This window comes from Loktanella sp. 3ANDIMAR09, from assembly GCF_001420005.1.
Lineage (GTDB): Bacteria > Pseudomonadota > Alphaproteobacteria > Rhodobacterales > Rhodobacteraceae > Loktanella.
In genome coordinates this window covers 227,892-243,878 of sequence record NZ_LJAK01000004.1, presented here as the reverse complement: position 1 = coordinate 243,878, position 15,987 = coordinate 227,892, and the positions used below count along the sequence as shown (strand labels likewise).

Sequence of the window (15,987 nt, the reverse complement as noted above, 5' to 3'; positions counted from 1 at the left end):
ATCCTCTTGGTATCAGTTCGTCACGGCATAGGCATCGTTGAAGCCCAGTGCCCTGACCTTGTCCAGAACCGCGCTGCGGTCGGCGGCCGTGGGCGCGGGCCCGACGGTGACACGGTAGAACGTCTTGGTCTGGCTTTCCTGTGCGATGACATTTGCCGACAGCCCGTCGCCGCGCAGCGCGGTCGCGGTATTGTTGGCGTTTTCCTCAATGCTGAAAATACCGATCTGGATGAACGGTTTGTCCAGTGTCGAGGTCGCGGCGGGTTGTGCTACGGGGGCAGGGGCCGGGGTGTCGGACGTCGCTGCTGCGACCGCGACGGGGGCGTCATCCAGTGGTTCGGCGGCAATCACCTCTGGCGTGTCGAAATCGGTGATCGCGGTTTCGGTGGGCGCGGGGGCCTCTTCGCGGCGCAGAGCCACGACGTTCAGCTGTGCCGGGCTGCCGGCCAGCATGCCCAGCTCTTCGGCGGCATCCGACGACACCTGAAGCGCTGGACCCGGATTTTCGCGTTCACGCCGGAACAGCGCCCCGATGACGAAACGCCCGTTGGACGTGTTGCGGATGATCACGCGTTCGGGGTCGGTCACCGACGGATGCGCGACCCAGACGCCACCCAGCGAGGGCCGGCCGTCCCACAATCCGGCCTCGGTCAGGTTGAACACCTCTGGCGCTTCGATGTCGCGGGCATTGGCGGCGTCCGCTGGCGCCACGATGGGGGCGGACGCCCCGTCATCCGCTGCGGCACCAAAGCTGGGCAGGTTTTCGCATGCCGACAGTGCGACGGCGCTGACTGTCATCGCCAGCCAGATTGCAGGTCTTGAAACACGCCGGAAATCAAATGCCATTGCTCGCCCTCTCTTGCAGGTCGCACCGTGGCCGTTTTGCACGGCACTTGCGCGGATGCGTCATTAATTAGGGGCTGACCGAAGTAACCCCAGAAATCCTGACCAGAGTCTAACGTCACTGCGCCGTGAAAGAAAGCCAAAGCAGGTGCGGTCTCGGCGGAATTCCCCAGAGTGTGAAGTGGCTTGTCCTGACGCGTCGCCCAGATTATGAGGTGCCTGCGCGGAGGCTTGGCAGAGTGGTCGAATGCACCGGTCTTGAAAACCGACGAGGGTGAAAGTCCTCCCAGGGTTCGAATCCCTGAGCCTCCGCCAGACAAACCTTGTGCAGTAGACTAATCTAGCAATAGAATCAGTTGCTTGGGGCGATCGTGTTGCGCGCATCGGGTGAGGGATTCACGGCATGAATCCAGCGTGATGGCAGGATGGCCGGCGCAGTTGGGCCCCTGCGAGGTACAAGACCACGAACTGGTCGGCCGACGATGAAAGTCAGGGAGGCGCGGATCGCTGACGATCTGGTTTGATCCTGAAATGACAGGTCGCGCAGCCGCAGGTCCGCATCGCAGTGGTGAATGGCGACACCGCGTGCCGCAGGTGTCTAGGAAACCAGGGGCACCTCACATGTGAAGTGTCGTGGCATCCTCAGGCGCGGTCCTGTTGCCGCCGCTTGGCTCTCGCTTTGTGCGGCGGCATGGCTTTCCCAGTCGGGTCATAAATACCCCGGCAGCCTTTTCACGTTTGTCTCTTATCCGCCGTTCCATTGCTCACGACGCTTGCTTTCATGGTAGTTCAAAGCCCTGCGAAGACAGAAGCTCACGGCGTTTTCAGGTAGGGGCCGGTCATGGGGAATGATGACAGCCCGGTTTTTTTCAAAACGAAATACATTTGCAAACTGCATGCGAAACTCTTCTACGAGTGATGTCTGGCAGTTCAAGAAGATGGCGGCATCCTTCGGTGCTGATCTTGATTGACCCAGTCGAATTGTCGTGCCGCTCTTGGTGACTTGCGTCAGATAGGCGGGCTCTCCCCATTTGAGGGTCTCGGTAATCGGGCCAATTGTTTCCATTCCTTCCGAGTTCTCGAAAATCAAGCATCGTATGCGAAGGAGGCGTGCCCTTGCGGGGTCAGGAACCTTTGCGAACGCTTGCGCCACAGTGTGCGGCATGTCGGGCATGTTCATCTCAGAACATGCAGTGGAAGATGGATATCGGTGCGCAATTCAGTCTGGGGAACCTGACTCGGGTCATTAAGATATGCTTCGAAAATCGGCGCATCGCCGGGTTCATACCCAGAAGCGGGGAGCCATGTGCCGAGAAGCCACCGGTAGGCTTCACGCATGGCGGCATAGGGGCCGGTATAGTTTAACTGGGCATAGTGCCCAGCTTTCAGTTTTGTCTCTCCCAGAGGCTCGCCAATTGCGATATCGTTGCCGATAGGCATACAGGCCCTTGACCGAAGCTCTGATTCCTCGCCCGCGTCCGGGTCGTCGAAGAAAACGCCGATCATTGACGGGGTCTCGGGCAAGCCGCCTTGTTTCGAAAGCTCGGCAAACAATCTTCCGATCGCATGATCTATCTGCATATAAGAGCCGACATGGTCGATGCTTGCGCAGCGTTGTTCGGGCAATGTGACGACTGACACCGGGAAGCCTTGCGCATCACATGTGCTGACAGCTTTCTTGAAGGCGGCGTGCTTCCCGGCTGCTCTGAACTGCGCGGGGGTGTCTCCGAGCACGTCACGAAAGGCGCGCCCGAACGTATCCGTCGAGCCGTATCCCGCCAGCATCGAAATTTTGTCCATTGCAATATCGGTGTTGGCCAGACGATCCGCTGCGCGTTGCAGCCTTAGCCGACGGATTCTCACGGCAACAGTTTCCCCACGCATCGCTGCGTAAATTCGGCTCCAATGATATGGCGACAGGCATGCCACCTCGGCCAATCTCTCAACCGAAAGATCATCCTCGAGATGGGCGTGGATATAATCATCGACGCGGTTCAAGCGATCAAGATAGCTTTGGTGGGTGGCAGATTTGGGCATGAGTTCACCTTCGATCATAGGGTTGCCCTATCAAGCTTGCACAAACCGAACCGACAAATCCTGCGGATTTGCCGCGAAGGCGGTCGAACCCCGCCGGTCCATCACGCGCTGTCGCAGGTTTAGCATAAATTGCAAACTTGCGGCGAAGGTCCGGCTTGAGCCCGCAGATGCCGGAAAAGCGTTGAACAGGCCTGCCGACGTCTACCGTCGGACCATGCTGCGCGACGTGCGCATGACCGCTTTGGTGGAACGGCGCCGCGGCGTGGTCATTCTATCTTAAGGTCGGCAAGGCGGCGTTCATCGCAACGCGATCACCCTGGAAAAACGGCTGCTGTAAATGCCTCGATGCCAGGTTCCGAGACGATTTTCTGAATGCCGAGGTCTTCTACGCGCTGCGCGAGGCCGAGATCCTGATCGAGAAGTGGCACCGCCGCTACGACACGGTCAGATCGCACAGCGCTCTGGGATACCGTCCACCGGCAACCGAAAGCATCGCCTGAATAGACCAGAGACCGACCCTGCATCAACATTCAAACCGGACCACTCGATGGGGGCAGGCCAGCGGAACCTGCCGATCCGGGCGGTGCGCGAATTGTTCGAGACGATTGGCGCGGGCAAAGGTCAGCTTGTCTCGTTCTCGTGCGGCCAGGTCGGTATGTCGAGTTTTTGCATCAGGTCGCCCTTTGGGTGGGTGACCTGTGCGATGGCCGCATGCGCCAGAAAGTCACCGGCGGCCACGACATTTTCCGACACTGTCAGGATTTCGGGCCAGACCCGGCGCAGGAATACCATCGCTTCCTTGGTGAAAACATCGATGTCGCGGCCGATGGCGATACCGTTGTTGCGCAGCGCGGCCCCCGTACCGAGCGCGGAATTGGTGGATCCGGTGATGATGCCGTCAGGTGCAGGTTGGCGATTCAGCAAATCTGACACGCCGCGCTGGACATCCTCGATCGCAGAGTCGCTGTCGAAGCCGACAACGATCTGCAAATCGATCCCCAGCCTGCGTGCCGTGTCGCTGCACCCCGCGATCATTTCCTGGCCGTAGGATTGTTCATCAGGTGGCGGGACCAGCATCAGACGACGCCTGCCGCGGGTGGCCAGGGTTTCGACGGCGATCCGACCATAGGCGAAATTGTCGAAATCGAACCAGGCGTGGTCCTTGGCCCAGTTCGACCGACCATGCGTGGCAAAGGGAAACTTGCGATCCAGCAGGTAGCGCACGCGCGGGTCCTGCGGCTGGATCTGATTGAAGATGACGGCATCGGCTGACCGGCTTTCCACGATGTAGCGGATCGGCTTCATCGGGTCCTCGTCTGGGAAATAAGGCGTGATGATCAGGTGGAACGGTGTGTTGCGCAGTCCGGCAGACACCGAAGAGATCAGCTTGGCTGTATGGTTCATGATGTCGTGTTCCGTCGACATCACGAGCGAGATCACATGCGTCCGTCCGGTGCGCAAACGCACGCCCGCACGATTGGGCACATAACCGATTTCGTCGGCAACTGCGCGGACGCGCGCGCGGGTCTCTTCGCTGATGTCCAATGCGCCGGACAGGGCGCGGGACACGGTCGGCACCGCGAGGTCGGTCAGCCCGGCAATGGTCTTGAGCGTCGGTGCGCGCTGCCGTGGTCGCGTGGCGTCGTCCATATCGATCCCCCTTCGATCCCCTGTGTGCCGATCAATAAAAACGCAATCTGGCGCAAGGTGTTTGTGCGACAAATTGTAAATTTTGTTGACCAAAAAAAATAGTCTTGTTTGCGCAAACAACTTCAGGTTAGCCTTTCTATAACGATTTAGATTCTGGGAGGAGAAGATCGTGAAGCTAAGAATAAAACTACTTTCGGCCACTGCGATTTGCGCGGCAACCACCGCTGGCGCAGTCGACCTTGAGGTGATGCATTGGTGGACATCCGGCGGTGAAGCCAATGCTGTCGCCAAGTTTGCAGAGGCATGGACGGCGACCGGCAACACATGGGTTGACGGTGCTATCGCTGGTGGCGGCGACACCGCGCGTCCCGTCATGGTCAGCCGGATCATCGGCGGCGATCCACCCGCCGCGTTCCAGTTCAATCACGGGCGTCAGGCAGAAGAACTGATCGAGGCGGGTCTGTTGCTCGACCTCACCGATGTGGCCGAGGCCGAAGGTTGGGCCGACATCGTGAACCCGTCGTCGCTACTGGACGCCTGCACCGTCGATGGTCGCATTTATTGCGCGCCGGTGAACATCCATTCCTGGCAGTGGATGTGGCTGTCGAACGCCGCCTATGAAAACGCCGGTTTAGCCGTGCCAACCACCTGGACCGAATTCGCCGAGAGCGCGCCCGCGCTGCAAGAGGCGGGTCTGACGCCGCTGGCGATGGGTGGACAGTCCTGGCAGCAAAACGGTGCTTTTGGCGTCATGGCGCTGGCACTGGCTGGTGAAGAGGCCTGGCTGTCGGTCAACCGCGACAAGAATGCGGAAACCGTCATGGGACCGGAATACACCCGCGTGTTCGAGGCATTTGGCGCGGCCCGCGTATTTTCCGACGGTCTGAACGTGCAGGACTGGAACCAGGCCACGGCCGCCGTGATCAACGACACGGCCGGTGCGCAGATCATGGGCGACTGGGCGCAGGGTGAATTCGCCATGGCAGGCGAAGTAGCAGGTGAGGATTATTCCTGCCTGCCGGGTCTGGGCGAGGTCGCGATCCTGGATACGGGCGGCGATGCGTTTTATTTCCCCAAGCAGGATGACCCCGAAATCGAGGCCGGACAAAAGGAACTGGCCGCCATGCTGCTGAGCCCCGAAGTTCAGGTGTCCTTCAACTCTGCCAAGGGATCGCTGCCGGTCCGTGGTGACGTCGATCTGACATCCGTGAACGAGTGCACGCAAAAGGGTCTGGACCTGCTGGCCAATGGCAACATCGTGCCCAACGGGGAATCCTTTCTTGCGCCCGACACGATCAGCCAGCTGAACGACCTGATGACCGAATTCTGGAATACCCCTGCCATGACTCCGGCAGAGGTTCAGGAGCAATATTCCGACATCATCGCATCCGCTGAATAAAGCGTCGTGGAACGGACGGCCCTTGTGCCGTCCGTTCGCATTTCCGGCCATGCGGCCATTTCGCGATGCCAACGACCCCTGGGGGCACATCATGACCATTTCTGACAGCCGCCCCGATGCCGGGGATCGCGCCGCAGCGCGCCGTCCGTCGCGTCTTTTCCGCAATCTGCCGTCAAAGATTGCGATGCTACCGCTGATTTTTACGGCCGTCGTCGTCTTTTTGGGCGGAACGATATGGACGGTGATCTACTCGTTCACGAAATCCGGGCTGCTGCCGCGCCTGTCGTGGGCTGGCCTCGATCAATACGAACGCCTGTGGTCCAGCCGCAAATGGATCGTGTCGATCGAAAACCTCGCGATCTACGGGTTTTTCAGCCTGATCGGGACGCTTGTCATCGGCTTTACGCTCGCCGCACTGCTGGATCGCAAGATCCGGGGCGAGGCGGTGTTCCGGTCCATTTTCCTCTATCCTTTTGCACTGTCGTTCATCGTCACGGGGCTGGTGTGGCAATGGATCCTGAACCCTGAACTGGGCCTGCAGAACGTCGTGCGGGAGATGGGATGGACGGGGTTCAGTTTCGACCCGTTGAACAACCCCGACATCGTGATGTTCGGTCTGCTGATCGCAGGTCTGTGGCAGGGAACCGGGTTGATCATGTGCATCATGCTGGCGGGCCTGCGCGGCATCGACGAGGACATCTGGAAGGCCGCCCGCGTCGACGGCATCGGCACCGTGAAAACCTACATCCGCGTAATCATCCCGATGATGCGGCCGGTGTTCGTCACCTCTTTGGTTCTGATCGGTGCGGGGATCGTGAAACTCTATGATCTGGTGGTGGCGCAGACCTCTGGCGGGCCGGGCATCAGTTCAGAGGTTCCGGCGAAATACGTGATGACCGCCATGTTCGGCGGTCAGAATCTGGGTCAGGGCTTTGCTGCCTCGACCATGATGTTGGTGATGGTCGTGATCATTCTGATCCCGTGGGCCTATCTGGAATTCGGGGGCAAAAAGCATGGCTGATGTTGGTATTTTAGCTGCGACCAAGGCGGCGGAGCAGCCGGTCACTGCACTGCTGGACAGCCCGCGCGGGCCCAAACCAGTCCGGCGGTTCAGCCGCAGCAACATCATCATCTACGGCACGCTGTTTGTGGTCGCCCTTTACTATGCGCTGCCGCTTTATGTGATGATCGTCACATCTCTGAAGGGGATGCCCGAAATCCGTGTCGGCAATATCTTTGCCCCACCGCTCGAAGTGACGTTTCAGCCTTGGGTCAAGGCCTGGCAAGAAGCCTGCACCGGCATCAACTGTGACGGCCTGTCGCGTGGGTTCTGGAATTCGTTTCAGATCCTGATCCCGTCCGTGATCCTGTCGGTCGCCATCGCGTCGGTGAACGGCTACGCGCTGTCGATGTGGAAATTCCGCGGGTCCGAGGTGTTTTTCACACTGCTGATGATCGGCGCGTTCATCCCGTATCAGGTGATGCTGTACCCCATCGTCATCATGCTGCGCGAGGCGGGGCTGTATGGGTCGTTGACGGGACTTGTTCTGGTGCACGTGGCGTTCGGCATGCCGATCAACACGCTGCTGTTCCGCAATTATTTCGCGTCCATCCCGGAGGAGTTGTTCAAGGCCGCCCGTGTCGACGGTGCCGGGTTCTGGGCGATCTTCTTTCGGATCATGTTGCCGATGTCGCTGCCGATCTTTGTGGTCGCTCTCATCATTCAGGTGACAGGTATCTGGAACGATTTCCTGTTCGGGGTGACGTTCACCTCGTCCCCAGAGCGCTACCCGATGACGGTGCAGCTGAACAACATCGTCAACTCCGTTCAGGGGGTCAAGGAATACAACGTCAACATGGCAGCGACCTTGCTGACCGGTCTCGTCCCGCTCGTGATCTACTTCGCGTCCGGCAAACTTTTCGTGCGCGGCATCGCTGCGGGTGCTGTCAAAGGATAATCTGGTGACCCTTCTCAATCCGTCTGTTTCGATCAAGAACCTCGACCTGTCGTTTGGCGCGGTCAAGGTGCTGCAAAACCTGAACCTCGATATTGGTGATGGTGAATTTCTGGTGCTGCTGGGGTCGTCCGGCTGTGGGAAATCCACGCTGCTGAATGTCATCGCGGGCCTCTTGGAACCGACCGACGGCCAGATCTGGATCAAGGGCCGCAACGTGACCTGGGCCGAACCCAGCGAACGCGGCATAGGCATGGTGTTTCAAAGTTATGCGCTGTATCCGCAGATGACGGTCGAGGGGAACCTGACGTTTGGCCTGCGCAATGCACGGGTGCCCAAGGCCGAGATCGCCAAACGCGTGGCGCGTGCGGCCGAAATTCTGCAAATCGAACCCTTGTTGAAACGCAAGCCGGGTGCGCTGTCCGGCGGTCAGCGCCAGCGGGTCGCCATCGGTCGGGCGCTGGTGCGCGATGTCGAGGTTTTCCTGTTCGACGAACCGCTGTCCAATCTGGATGCAAAACTGCGCGCCGATCTGCGCGTGGAACTGAAACGGCTGCACAACAACCTGCAAAACACGATGATCTATGTTACCCACGATCAGGTCGAGGCGATGACGCTGGCTGATCGCATCGCGATCATGAAAGGCGGCAAGATCATGCAGCTGGGAACCCCCGCCGAAATCTATGGCAAACCGCAGAACCTGTATGTGGCGGATTTCATCGGATCGCCATCGATGACGTTCTTTGACGGCACGGTCGAGGGTGACGTGATCCGCATTCCCGATCACGATTTGCCACTCGGCACCTATGAATTTGCCCAGCGGCCCGCGTCCGTTCGGCCCGCAATCATCGGCATCCGCCCGGAACACGTCATGACGGGCGACAACCTGCGTTCCGCGCCCTACAAGGCAGAGGTCATAGCCGATCTGGTGGAACCGATGGGGTCCGATACGCTGGTGCACTGCGCCTTTGGCGGACAGACCATGCGGGTGCGCATGGACGGCCAGGCACAGGTCAGGGCCGGTGACAGGTTGATGATCGGGATCGATCCCGGTGCTGCATCACTCTTTGACAAGGAAACAGAGGCGCGTCTGTAATGCCACGCGACCTGTCTGGCAGCTGGACCCTGCAATCCGTCGATGGCGGGCATGCCGTTCCGATGACCCTGCCGGGTGACATCGTGACGGCGCTGCACACCGCGGGTGCGATCCCCGATCCCTATGCAGGTCAGAACGAATACGATCTGCGCTGGATTTGCGAACAGGACTGGACGGCCCATAAAGCGTTCACGCTGGACGATACCGATGTCGATCTGGTGATTTCGGAACTCGATACCGTGGCAACGATACGAGTGAACGGGACGGTGGTGCTGGAGGCCGCGAACGCATTTCGCAGCTACCGCGTTGCGCTGGGCCATGTGGCGCGGGTCGGGACCAACGAGATCGCGATCACCTTCCATTCGCCAGTCGCGGCGGGCAAGGCCCTATCGGACGCGCATCCCTTTGCTGTGCCGTGGTCAAAGAACTGCCCGATCCCCTACGGAAACTTTCTGCGCAAACCGGCCTGCGATTTCGGCTGGGACTGGAACATCGCGCTGGCGACCTCTGGTGTCTATGGCGCGCTGCGGCTGGAACCCAGTGCCGCGCCGCGCATCGACCGGCTGGCCATCGCGCAGGATCACGGCGACGGCGTGACCGTCACGGTGGGCGTCCACACCAGCAATCACGCGGGCCCGGTCACGGTTGAACTGGACGGGCAGGTTCTGACCGCCGAGACTGACGATGGTTTTGCCGAAGTAACGGTTCGGATCGACGACCCGCAGCTTTGGTGGCCTGCCGGGCAGGGTGGCCAGCCGCTTTATGATCTGTGCGTCACGGCAGGGGCCGCCACGGCACACCGCCGCATCGGCCTGCGCAGGATGGAGTTGGTGACTGAACCCGACGCCGCAGGGCTTGGGTTCAAGATCCGGGTCAACGGGCGCTGCATCTTTTGCAAGGGGGCCAACTGGATCCCCGCCGATGCGCTGCCGGGCCGGATCACCGACGCCAAGACGCGCGACCTGCTGCAATCCGCAGTCGACGCCAACATGAACATGATCCGCATCTGGGGCGGTGGACGGTACGAGCCTGACAGCTTTTATGATGCTTGCGACGAAATGGGCTTGCTGGTCTGGCAGGATTTCATGTTCGCCTGCAACCTCTATCCATCCGATGCGGCCTATTTGGCCGAGGTGCGAGCCGAGGTTCACGACAACGTCGCGCGGATGCATCATCACGCCTGTCTGGCGCTGTGGTGCGGCGACAATGAACTGGTCGGCGCACTGACCTGGTATGACGTCAGCATCGACGACCGCGACCGCTATCTGGTGAATTACGACCGCTTGAACCGCTGTATCGAGGACGCGCTGCGCGATACCGATCCCGCTGCCAACTGGTGGCCATCCAGCCCATCGACCGGGCCGCTGTCGTTCGGGGATGCGTGGCACGATGACAGCAGCGGTGACATGCATTTCTGGTCGGTCTGGCACGAAGGCCGCGATTTCGACCACTACCGCGACGTGTCGCCCCGGTTCTGTTCCGAATTCGGGTTCCAAAGCTATCCGTCGATGGACGTGATCCGCCAATTCGCAGACCCCGCCGATTTCAACATCGCCGCCCCGGTGATGGAGGCGCATCAGAAAAACGCTGGCGGCAACGCGCGCATCGCGGAAACCATGTTCCGCTATTTCCGCTTTCCCGTGGATTTCGAGAATTTCGTCTATGTCTCTCAGGTGCAGCAGGCGCTGGCGATCAAGACCGCTGTCACCCACTGGCGCGGGCTGAAACCACATTGCATGGGCACGTTGATATGGCAGCTCAATGACACATGGCCCGTGTGTTCATGGGCTTCGCTTGATTATGGCGGCGGATGGAAGGTGCTTCACCATCTGAGCCGCGATTTCTACGCCCCCGTCACCGTTGTCGTGATGCCGGACGGTGACGACCTCGTGCTGCGCGGGATCAACGACACCGGCAGTCCATTGGACCTGTCGATCACGGCCCATGCCTGCGCGATGGACGGGACAGCGCGCGAACTGGGGCAGGGGGCTGCTCAGGTCGATGACCATGCAACACAATTGCTGCGCATCAAGGCCAGCGATCTGAAACCGCAAGAGATGCTGTCGTTCGGCTGGACGGCCAGCGACGGCAGCAAGGGCGGCGATGTCTTTGCCCCGAAACCCTACAAGGCCTATGACCTGCTGCCCGCCCGCCTGAATTGTCAGACCAGCCGCGACGGCGACATTTGGGTCCTGTCCATCACGGCGCAGGCCATGGCATTTTTCGTCACGGCAGAGGCCGATACCCCCGGTCGGTTTGACCGCAACGCAATTCACCTTGGCCCCGGCCATACCGCGACCCTGCGGTTCACCCCGGCCAACCCCGACATCACCCCATCATTCACGCTGCGCGACCTGCACAGCGCGACGTATCATTCCTGAAAGGCCCCGACATGACCGGATTTTCCTACCAACTCTACAGCTCGCGAAACTTTGGCCCGCTGGCCGATACGCTGAAAATGCTGGCCGATCTGGGCTACGCCCACGTCGAAGGCTATGGCCCCGTGTATGAGGACCTCGACGCCACCCGCAAGGCGATGGCCGACACCGGGCTGACGATGCCGTCGGGCCATTTCGCCTTTGATCTGGTCGAAAATAACCGCGCAGAGGTCACACGCATCGCTCGCGGTCTGGGGATCAACAAGATCGTCGTGCCGTTCCTGATGCCCGACGATCGCCCCACCGATGCAGCAGGCTGGGACGATTTCGGCAAGCGTCTGGCCGCGGCGGGCAAACCCTTGCAGGACGATGGTTTCGAATTTGGCTGGCACAACCATGATTTCGAATTCATGGCGCTGCCCACAGGCGAACGCCCCATCGATCTGATACTGGCCGATCCTGCTGTTGGTTTTGAATTCGACGTTGCCTGGGCTGCCGTTGCAGGCACCGATCCGGGCAGCGTCATCGACCAATACGGCGACCGGCTGATCTCTGCCCACGTCAAGGACCGCGCGCCCGCCGGCGAAAACGCGGACGAGGACGGTTGGGCGGATGCCGGTCACGGCACGCTGGATTGGCCCGCGCATTTTGCGGCACTCAAGGCCGCTGGCTGCGATCTGTTCATCATGGAACACGACAAGCCATCCTCTGACCAACGGTTCGCCGAACGCGCGCTGACCTACATGAATTCGCTGTAAGGATACTTCCCATGACCATGAACATCGGTCTGATCGGCTGCGGCAATATCTCTGCCGCCTACCTGGGCCTTGCGCCGACCTTCAAGGACATCCGCTTTGTCGCGGTGTCCGACATGAACGAGGAGGTAGCCCTTGCGCGGGCTGCTGAATTCGGGGTCAAGGCGCGGACCGTGACCGACCTGCTGGCGTCCGACGACATCGACATCATCGTCAACCTGACAATCCCCGATGCGCACTATGACGTCACCAAGCGCATTCTGGACGCGGGCAAACATGCCTATACCGAAAAGCCGCTGGTGCTGACGCTGAAACAGGGCAAATCGCTGACGGATCTGGCAGCGGCCAAGGGTCTGCGCATCGGGTCCGCCCCGGATACGTTTCTTGGCGGTGCGCACCAACAGGCGCGGCAGATCATCGATGACGGCGGCATTGGGCGGATCACTTCCGGCACAGCCCACTTCATGGGGCCGGGGATGGAAATGTGGCATCCCAACCCTGATTTTTTCTTCAAGCCCGGTGGCGGTCCGGTGCTGGACATGGGGCCGTATTACATCACGAACCTTGTGCAGCTGATCGGCCCGGTCAAAAGGGTCGGCGCACTCGCAACCTCTGCCCAGACCGAACGGACGATCACGTCGCAGCCACGTGCAGGTGAAACCATCCCGGTGCAGACGCCCACGACGATTCATGCGTTGCTGGAATTTGAAAACGGGGCCGCGATCACTTTGAACGTCAGCTGGGACGTCAAGGCGCACCGCCATGCGAACATGGAGCTTTACGGCACTGATGGTTCGCTGTTCGTGCCGGACCCCAACCACTTTGGTGGCGCGCTGGAACAATCCGACGCCGCCGGCACGATCACCGAAGTGCCGGTCTGGGATCATCCGTTCGGCCAAGTGAACTGGGAGTTGGACGGCAAGGACCCCCGCGCCAATTACCGCACGGCGGGTCTGGCTGATATGGCTGCCGCGATCATGGCGGACCGCCCGCATCGCTGCGCCCTCGACCTGGCGGTGCATGTGACGGACGTGATGACCAGCATCCTGAAATCGGGCGAAACCGGCAAATTCATCGACATGGCCACCACCTGCGACCGTCCCGCGGCCCTGTCCCCCGACGACGCACGCGCATTGCTGGCGGACGCGCCATGATCCGCAATCCGATCCTGCCCGGCTTTAACGCCGACCCGTCGATCTGCCGCGTCGGCGATGATTACTACATCGCGACCTCGACATTCGAATGGTATCCCGGCGTGCAAATCCACCACAGCCGCGATCTGGTGAACTGGACGCTGATGGCGCGGCCGTTGAACCGCGCGGCCCTGCTGGACATGCGCGGCAATCCCGACAGTTGCGGTATCTGGGCCCCTTGTCTGTCCTACGCGGACAAGCGGTTCTGGCTGGTCTACACCGATGTCAAACGGCTGGAGGGCGACTGGAAGGACGCCCACAATTACATCACCACTTGTGGGACGATCGACGGCGACTGGTCCGACCCTTGGTATGTGAATTCCAGCGGGTTCGATCCATCGCTGTTCCACGATGACGACGGCCGCAAATGGTTCGTGAACATGCAGTGGAACCACCGTCAGGCCGGGTCAGGCGTGAACCCTGCAAACGACCGTTTCGATGGTATCCTGTTGCAGGAATGGTCACCTGCACGCGGGCTGTTCGGCCCCGTGACGAATATCTACCACGGCACTGACCGTGGCCTGACAGAGGCACCGCATCTGTTCAAACGCAACGGCTGGTATTACCTGACCACGGCAGAGGGCGGCACGGGATATGACCACGCTGTCACCCTGTCCCGGTCCCGCCAGATCGACGGCCCGTATGAGGATCACCCGGACAAACACGTCATCTCGACCAAGGGCGTGCCGGAACATCCGATCCAGCGGGCAGGCCACGGCCAGTATGTCGCGGCACCGGACGGCACGGCATGGCATACCTATCTGATGGGCCGACCCGTCATGCATGATGGCAAGCCTTTCTGCGCCACGGGCCGCGAGACGGGGATTGCCCGCTGCGTCTGGCGCGACGACTGGCTGTATCTGGAAAACGGGAGCCTGCTGCCGCCGGAAACCGTGGAGGTCGAGGTCGCGCAAAATCCGCGCGGGGCGATGGTCCACGACCGCTTCGACAGCCTGCCGCCCGAATTCCAATGGCTGCGCACCCCACGGCCTGACCGTCTGTTCCGCATCGCCGATGGTGCGCTGGTCCTGACGGGCCGCGAAAGCATCGGAAGCTGGTTTGAACAATCCCTTGTCGCGCGCAGGCAAGAGGACCCGGCCTATACGGCGGAAACCACGCTTGATTTCACGCCCCAGTCCTATCAGCAGGGCGCGGGCCTGATCACCTACTACAACCGGCACAAATTCCACGGCGCTTTCATCACGTTCGAGGACGGTCAGCGGTGCCTGACGCTGATCTCTTGCAACGGGGACTGGCCTGCGGGCGCGTTGGATCATCCGATCGCGCCGGTGCCGATCCCTGATGGCCCCGTCACGCTGTCGGTGCAGGTCGCGGGTGCGCATCAGCAGTTTTACTTTGATACCGGCGAGGGTGCGCAACCGCTGGGCCCACCGCGCGATGCCTCGCATATCTCGGACGAAGGTGCGCAGGGGGAACATGCGTCATTTACGGGCGCGTTCGTCGGCATGATGGCCTATGACATCACCGGCATGGGGGCCGAGGCGCGGTTCACGCGGTTCGCCTACACGCCCCAAGAGTTTGACCGCACCAAGGGAGATGACCGTTGAAAACGATCAAGGGACCGGCGCTGTTTCTGGCGCAATTTGCAAGTGACGAAGCCCCCTTCGACAGTTGGGACAGCATCACCAAATGGGCCAGGGAGGTCGGCTATGACGGTGTGCAGGTCCCCAGTTGGGACACCCGTCTGATTGATCTGGACAAGGCTGCGACAAGTCAGACCTACTGCGACGAATGGAAAGGTCAGGCCGCCGACAACGGTATCACGGTCACGGAACTGTCCACCCACCTTCAGGGGCAGCTGGTCGCGGTCCATCCTGCCTATGATCTGGGCTTTGACGGTTTTGCCACACCGTCCGTTCATGGCGACCCCAAGGCGCGGCAGGTCTGGGCGGTGGATCAGGTGAAAAAGGCGCTGGATGCATCCGCCAGACTGGGCCTGACGGCGCAGGCGACCTTTTCCGGCGCGCTGGCCTGGCCCTATGTCTATCCCTGGCCACAGCGCCCGGCAGGGCTGGTCGAGGCGGCGTTCGATGAACTCGCGGCACGATGGCGGCCCATTCTGGATCATGCGGACGGTTGCGGCGTCGATCTGTGCTATGAAATCCATCCGGGCGAGGACCTGCACGACGGCGTGACGTTCGAAATGTTTCTGGAACGGGTGAAAAACCACGCGCGGGCCAAGATGCTGTATGACCCGTCGCACTATGTCCTTCAGTGTCTCGACTATCTGGACAACATCGACATCTACCGCGACGTGATCGGCATGTTCCACGTCAAGGACGCAGAATTCAATCCAACCGGTCGGCAGGGCGTCTATGGCGGATACCAGTCTTGGGTGGACCGCGCTGGCCGGTTCCGGTCACTGGGCGACGGTCAGGTCGATTTCGGGGCCGTGTTTTCCAAGATGGCGGCCAATGATTTCGACGGCTGGGCCGTGGTGGAATGGGAATGTGCGCTGAAACATCCCGAGGATGGTGCACGCGAAGGGGCGCAATTCGTGCGTGACCATATCATCCGGGTCACGCCGCATGCTTTTGACGATTTCGCCGCAGGCGGCACGGATGACGCGATGAACAAGCGGATGCTGGGCCTGTAACACAGGTCCAGTCCTGTCTGCGCCCCGATCAAGCCTGCATGGCCCAACACAGGACGCAGGGCAG

14 protein-coding genes and 1 tRNA gene are annotated in these 15,987 nt (G+C 60.7%); 11 read left to right on the top strand and 4 right to left on the bottom strand.

Features of this window, described 5'->3' with window-relative positions:
• Window positions 1-12: 12 nt before the first annotated feature.
• Entirely contained in the window at window positions 13-798 is a 786-nt protein-coding gene (locus tag AN189_RS08465) for an SPOR domain-containing protein (RefSeq protein WP_157057433.1), read from the bottom strand.
• Window positions 799-1,068: 270 nt separating this feature from the next.
• Between AN189_RS08465 and AN189_RS08460 the strand changes: the two genes are divergently transcribed.
• Window positions 1,069-1,158 (top strand) — tRNA-Ser (locus AN189_RS08460).
• A 430-nt stretch (window positions 1,159-1,588) separates the two neighbouring features.
• Here the strand turns inward: AN189_RS08460 and AN189_RS08455 are convergent.
• Window positions 1,589-1,909: a DUF1801 domain-containing protein gene (locus AN189_RS08455; protein WP_216597736.1), complete on the bottom strand. Its 321-nt coding sequence runs from the start codon at window positions 1,907-1,909 to the stop codon at window positions 1,589-1,591.
• Window positions 1,910-2,019: 110 nt separating this feature from the next.
• The gene (locus AN189_RS08450) at window positions 2,020-2,898 is read right to left on the bottom strand and encodes a GyrI-like domain-containing protein (protein WP_216597735.1); all 879 of its coding nucleotides are present in this window, start codon (window positions 2,896-2,898) and stop codon (window positions 2,020-2,022) included.
• Window positions 2,899-3,179: 281 nt separating this feature from the next.
• On the opposite strand from AN189_RS08450, the gene AN189_RS18760 reads away from it, so the two are divergent.
• Complete coding sequence (locus tag AN189_RS18760; RefSeq protein WP_083484335.1) at window positions 3,180-3,380, top strand: integrase core domain-containing protein; 201 nt, start codon at window positions 3,180-3,182, stop codon at window positions 3,378-3,380.
• A 121-nt stretch (window positions 3,381-3,501) separates the two neighbouring features.
• Here the strand turns inward: AN189_RS18760 and AN189_RS08435 are convergent, their stop codons facing one another.
• On the bottom strand, window positions 3,502-4,530 hold the full coding sequence (locus AN189_RS08435) for a LacI family transcriptional regulator (protein WP_056033949.1): 1,029 nt from the start codon (window positions 4,528-4,530) through the stop codon (window positions 3,502-3,504).
• A gap of 169 nt (window positions 4,531-4,699) precedes the next feature.
• Between AN189_RS08435 and AN189_RS08430 the strand changes: the two genes are divergently transcribed.
• From AN189_RS08430 to AN189_RS08390, 9 genes are all read left to right on the top strand, one after another.
• Complete coding sequence (locus AN189_RS08430) at window positions 4,700-5,929, top strand: ABC transporter substrate-binding protein (RefSeq protein ID WP_056033947.1); 1,230 nt, start codon at window positions 4,700-4,702, stop codon at window positions 5,927-5,929.
• A gap of 91 nt (window positions 5,930-6,020) precedes the next feature.
• A complete protein-coding gene (locus AN189_RS08425; RefSeq protein WP_056034293.1) occupies window positions 6,021-6,950 on the top strand; it encodes a carbohydrate ABC transporter permease in 930 nt (309 codons plus the stop codon).
• Window positions 6,943-7,887 carry a carbohydrate ABC transporter permease gene (locus AN189_RS08420; RefSeq protein WP_056033943.1) on the top strand — a complete coding sequence of 315 codons (945 nt, stop codon included), beginning with the start codon at window positions 6,943-6,945 and terminating at the stop codon, window positions 7,885-7,887. Before AN189_RS08425 ends, AN189_RS08420 begins: the two co-directional genes overlap by 8 nt.
• A gap of 4 nt (window positions 7,888-7,891) precedes the next feature.
• Window positions 7,892-8,980, top strand: a complete 1,089-nt coding sequence (locus AN189_RS08415; protein WP_056034290.1) for an ABC transporter ATP-binding protein — start codon at window positions 7,892-7,894, stop codon at window positions 8,978-8,980.
• Window positions 8,980-11,361 (top strand): glycoside hydrolase family 2 protein, encoded by a 2,382-nt coding sequence (locus tag AN189_RS08410; RefSeq protein WP_056033941.1) that lies wholly within the window; start codon window positions 8,980-8,982, stop codon window positions 11,359-11,361. Before AN189_RS08415 ends, AN189_RS08410 begins: the two co-directional genes overlap by 1 nt.
• A gap of 11 nt (window positions 11,362-11,372) precedes the next feature.
• Entirely contained in the window at window positions 11,373-12,116 is a 744-nt protein-coding gene (locus tag AN189_RS08405) for a sugar phosphate isomerase/epimerase (protein WP_056033938.1), read from the top strand.
• Between the two features lie 11 nt (window positions 12,117-12,127).
• Window positions 12,128-13,267, top strand: a complete 1,140-nt coding sequence (locus AN189_RS08400; protein ID WP_056033934.1) for a Gfo/Idh/MocA family protein — start codon at window positions 12,128-12,130, stop codon at window positions 13,265-13,267.
• Complete coding sequence (locus AN189_RS08395; protein WP_056033931.1) at window positions 13,264-14,874, top strand: glycoside hydrolase family 43 protein; 1,611 nt, start codon at window positions 13,264-13,266, stop codon at window positions 14,872-14,874. The genes AN189_RS08400 and AN189_RS08395 overlap by 4 nt, the downstream gene beginning before the upstream one ends.
• The gene (locus AN189_RS08390; protein WP_056033928.1) at window positions 14,871-15,923 is read left to right on the top strand and encodes a sugar phosphate isomerase/epimerase; all 1,053 of its coding nucleotides are present in this window, start codon (window positions 14,871-14,873) and stop codon (window positions 15,921-15,923) included. The genes AN189_RS08395 and AN189_RS08390 overlap by 4 nt, the downstream gene beginning before the upstream one ends.
• The last annotated feature ends 64 nt before the right edge of the window (window positions 15,924-15,987 follow it).

What these genes read in the sequence shown, in the direction of transcription:
- AN189_RS08435 (WP_056033949.1), bottom strand. Translation starts at nt 4,530, where the DNA reads ATGGACGACGCCACGCGACCACGGCAGCGCGCACCGACGCTCAAGACC.
- AN189_RS08465 (WP_157057433.1), bottom strand. Translation starts at nt 798, where the DNA reads ATGACAGTCAGCGCCGTCGCACTGTCGGCATGCGAAAACCTGCCCAGC.
- AN189_RS08410 (WP_056033941.1), top strand. Translation starts at nt 8,980, where the DNA reads ATGCCACGCGACCTGTCTGGCAGCTGGACCCTGCAATCCGTCGATGGC.
- AN189_RS08455 (WP_216597736.1), bottom strand. Translation starts at nt 1,909, where the DNA reads ATGGAAACAATTGGCCCGATTACCGAGACCCTCAAATGGGGAGAGCCC.
- AN189_RS08395 (WP_056033931.1), top strand. Translation starts at nt 13,264, where the DNA reads ATGATCCGCAATCCGATCCTGCCCGGCTTTAACGCCGACCCGTCGATC.
- AN189_RS08400 (WP_056033934.1), top strand. Translation starts at nt 12,128, where the DNA reads ATGACCATGAACATCGGTCTGATCGGCTGCGGCAATATCTCTGCCGCC.
- AN189_RS08450 (WP_216597735.1), bottom strand. Translation starts at nt 2,898, where the DNA reads ATGATCGAAGGTGAACTCATGCCCAAATCTGCCACCCACCAAAGCTAT.
- AN189_RS08425 (WP_056034293.1), top strand. Translation starts at nt 6,021, where the DNA reads ATGACCATTTCTGACAGCCGCCCCGATGCCGGGGATCGCGCCGCAGCG.
- AN189_RS08420 (WP_056033943.1), top strand. Translation starts at nt 6,943, where the DNA reads ATGGCTGATGTTGGTATTTTAGCTGCGACCAAGGCGGCGGAGCAGCCG.
- AN189_RS08405 (WP_056033938.1), top strand. Translation starts at nt 11,373, where the DNA reads ATGACCGGATTTTCCTACCAACTCTACAGCTCGCGAAACTTTGGCCCG.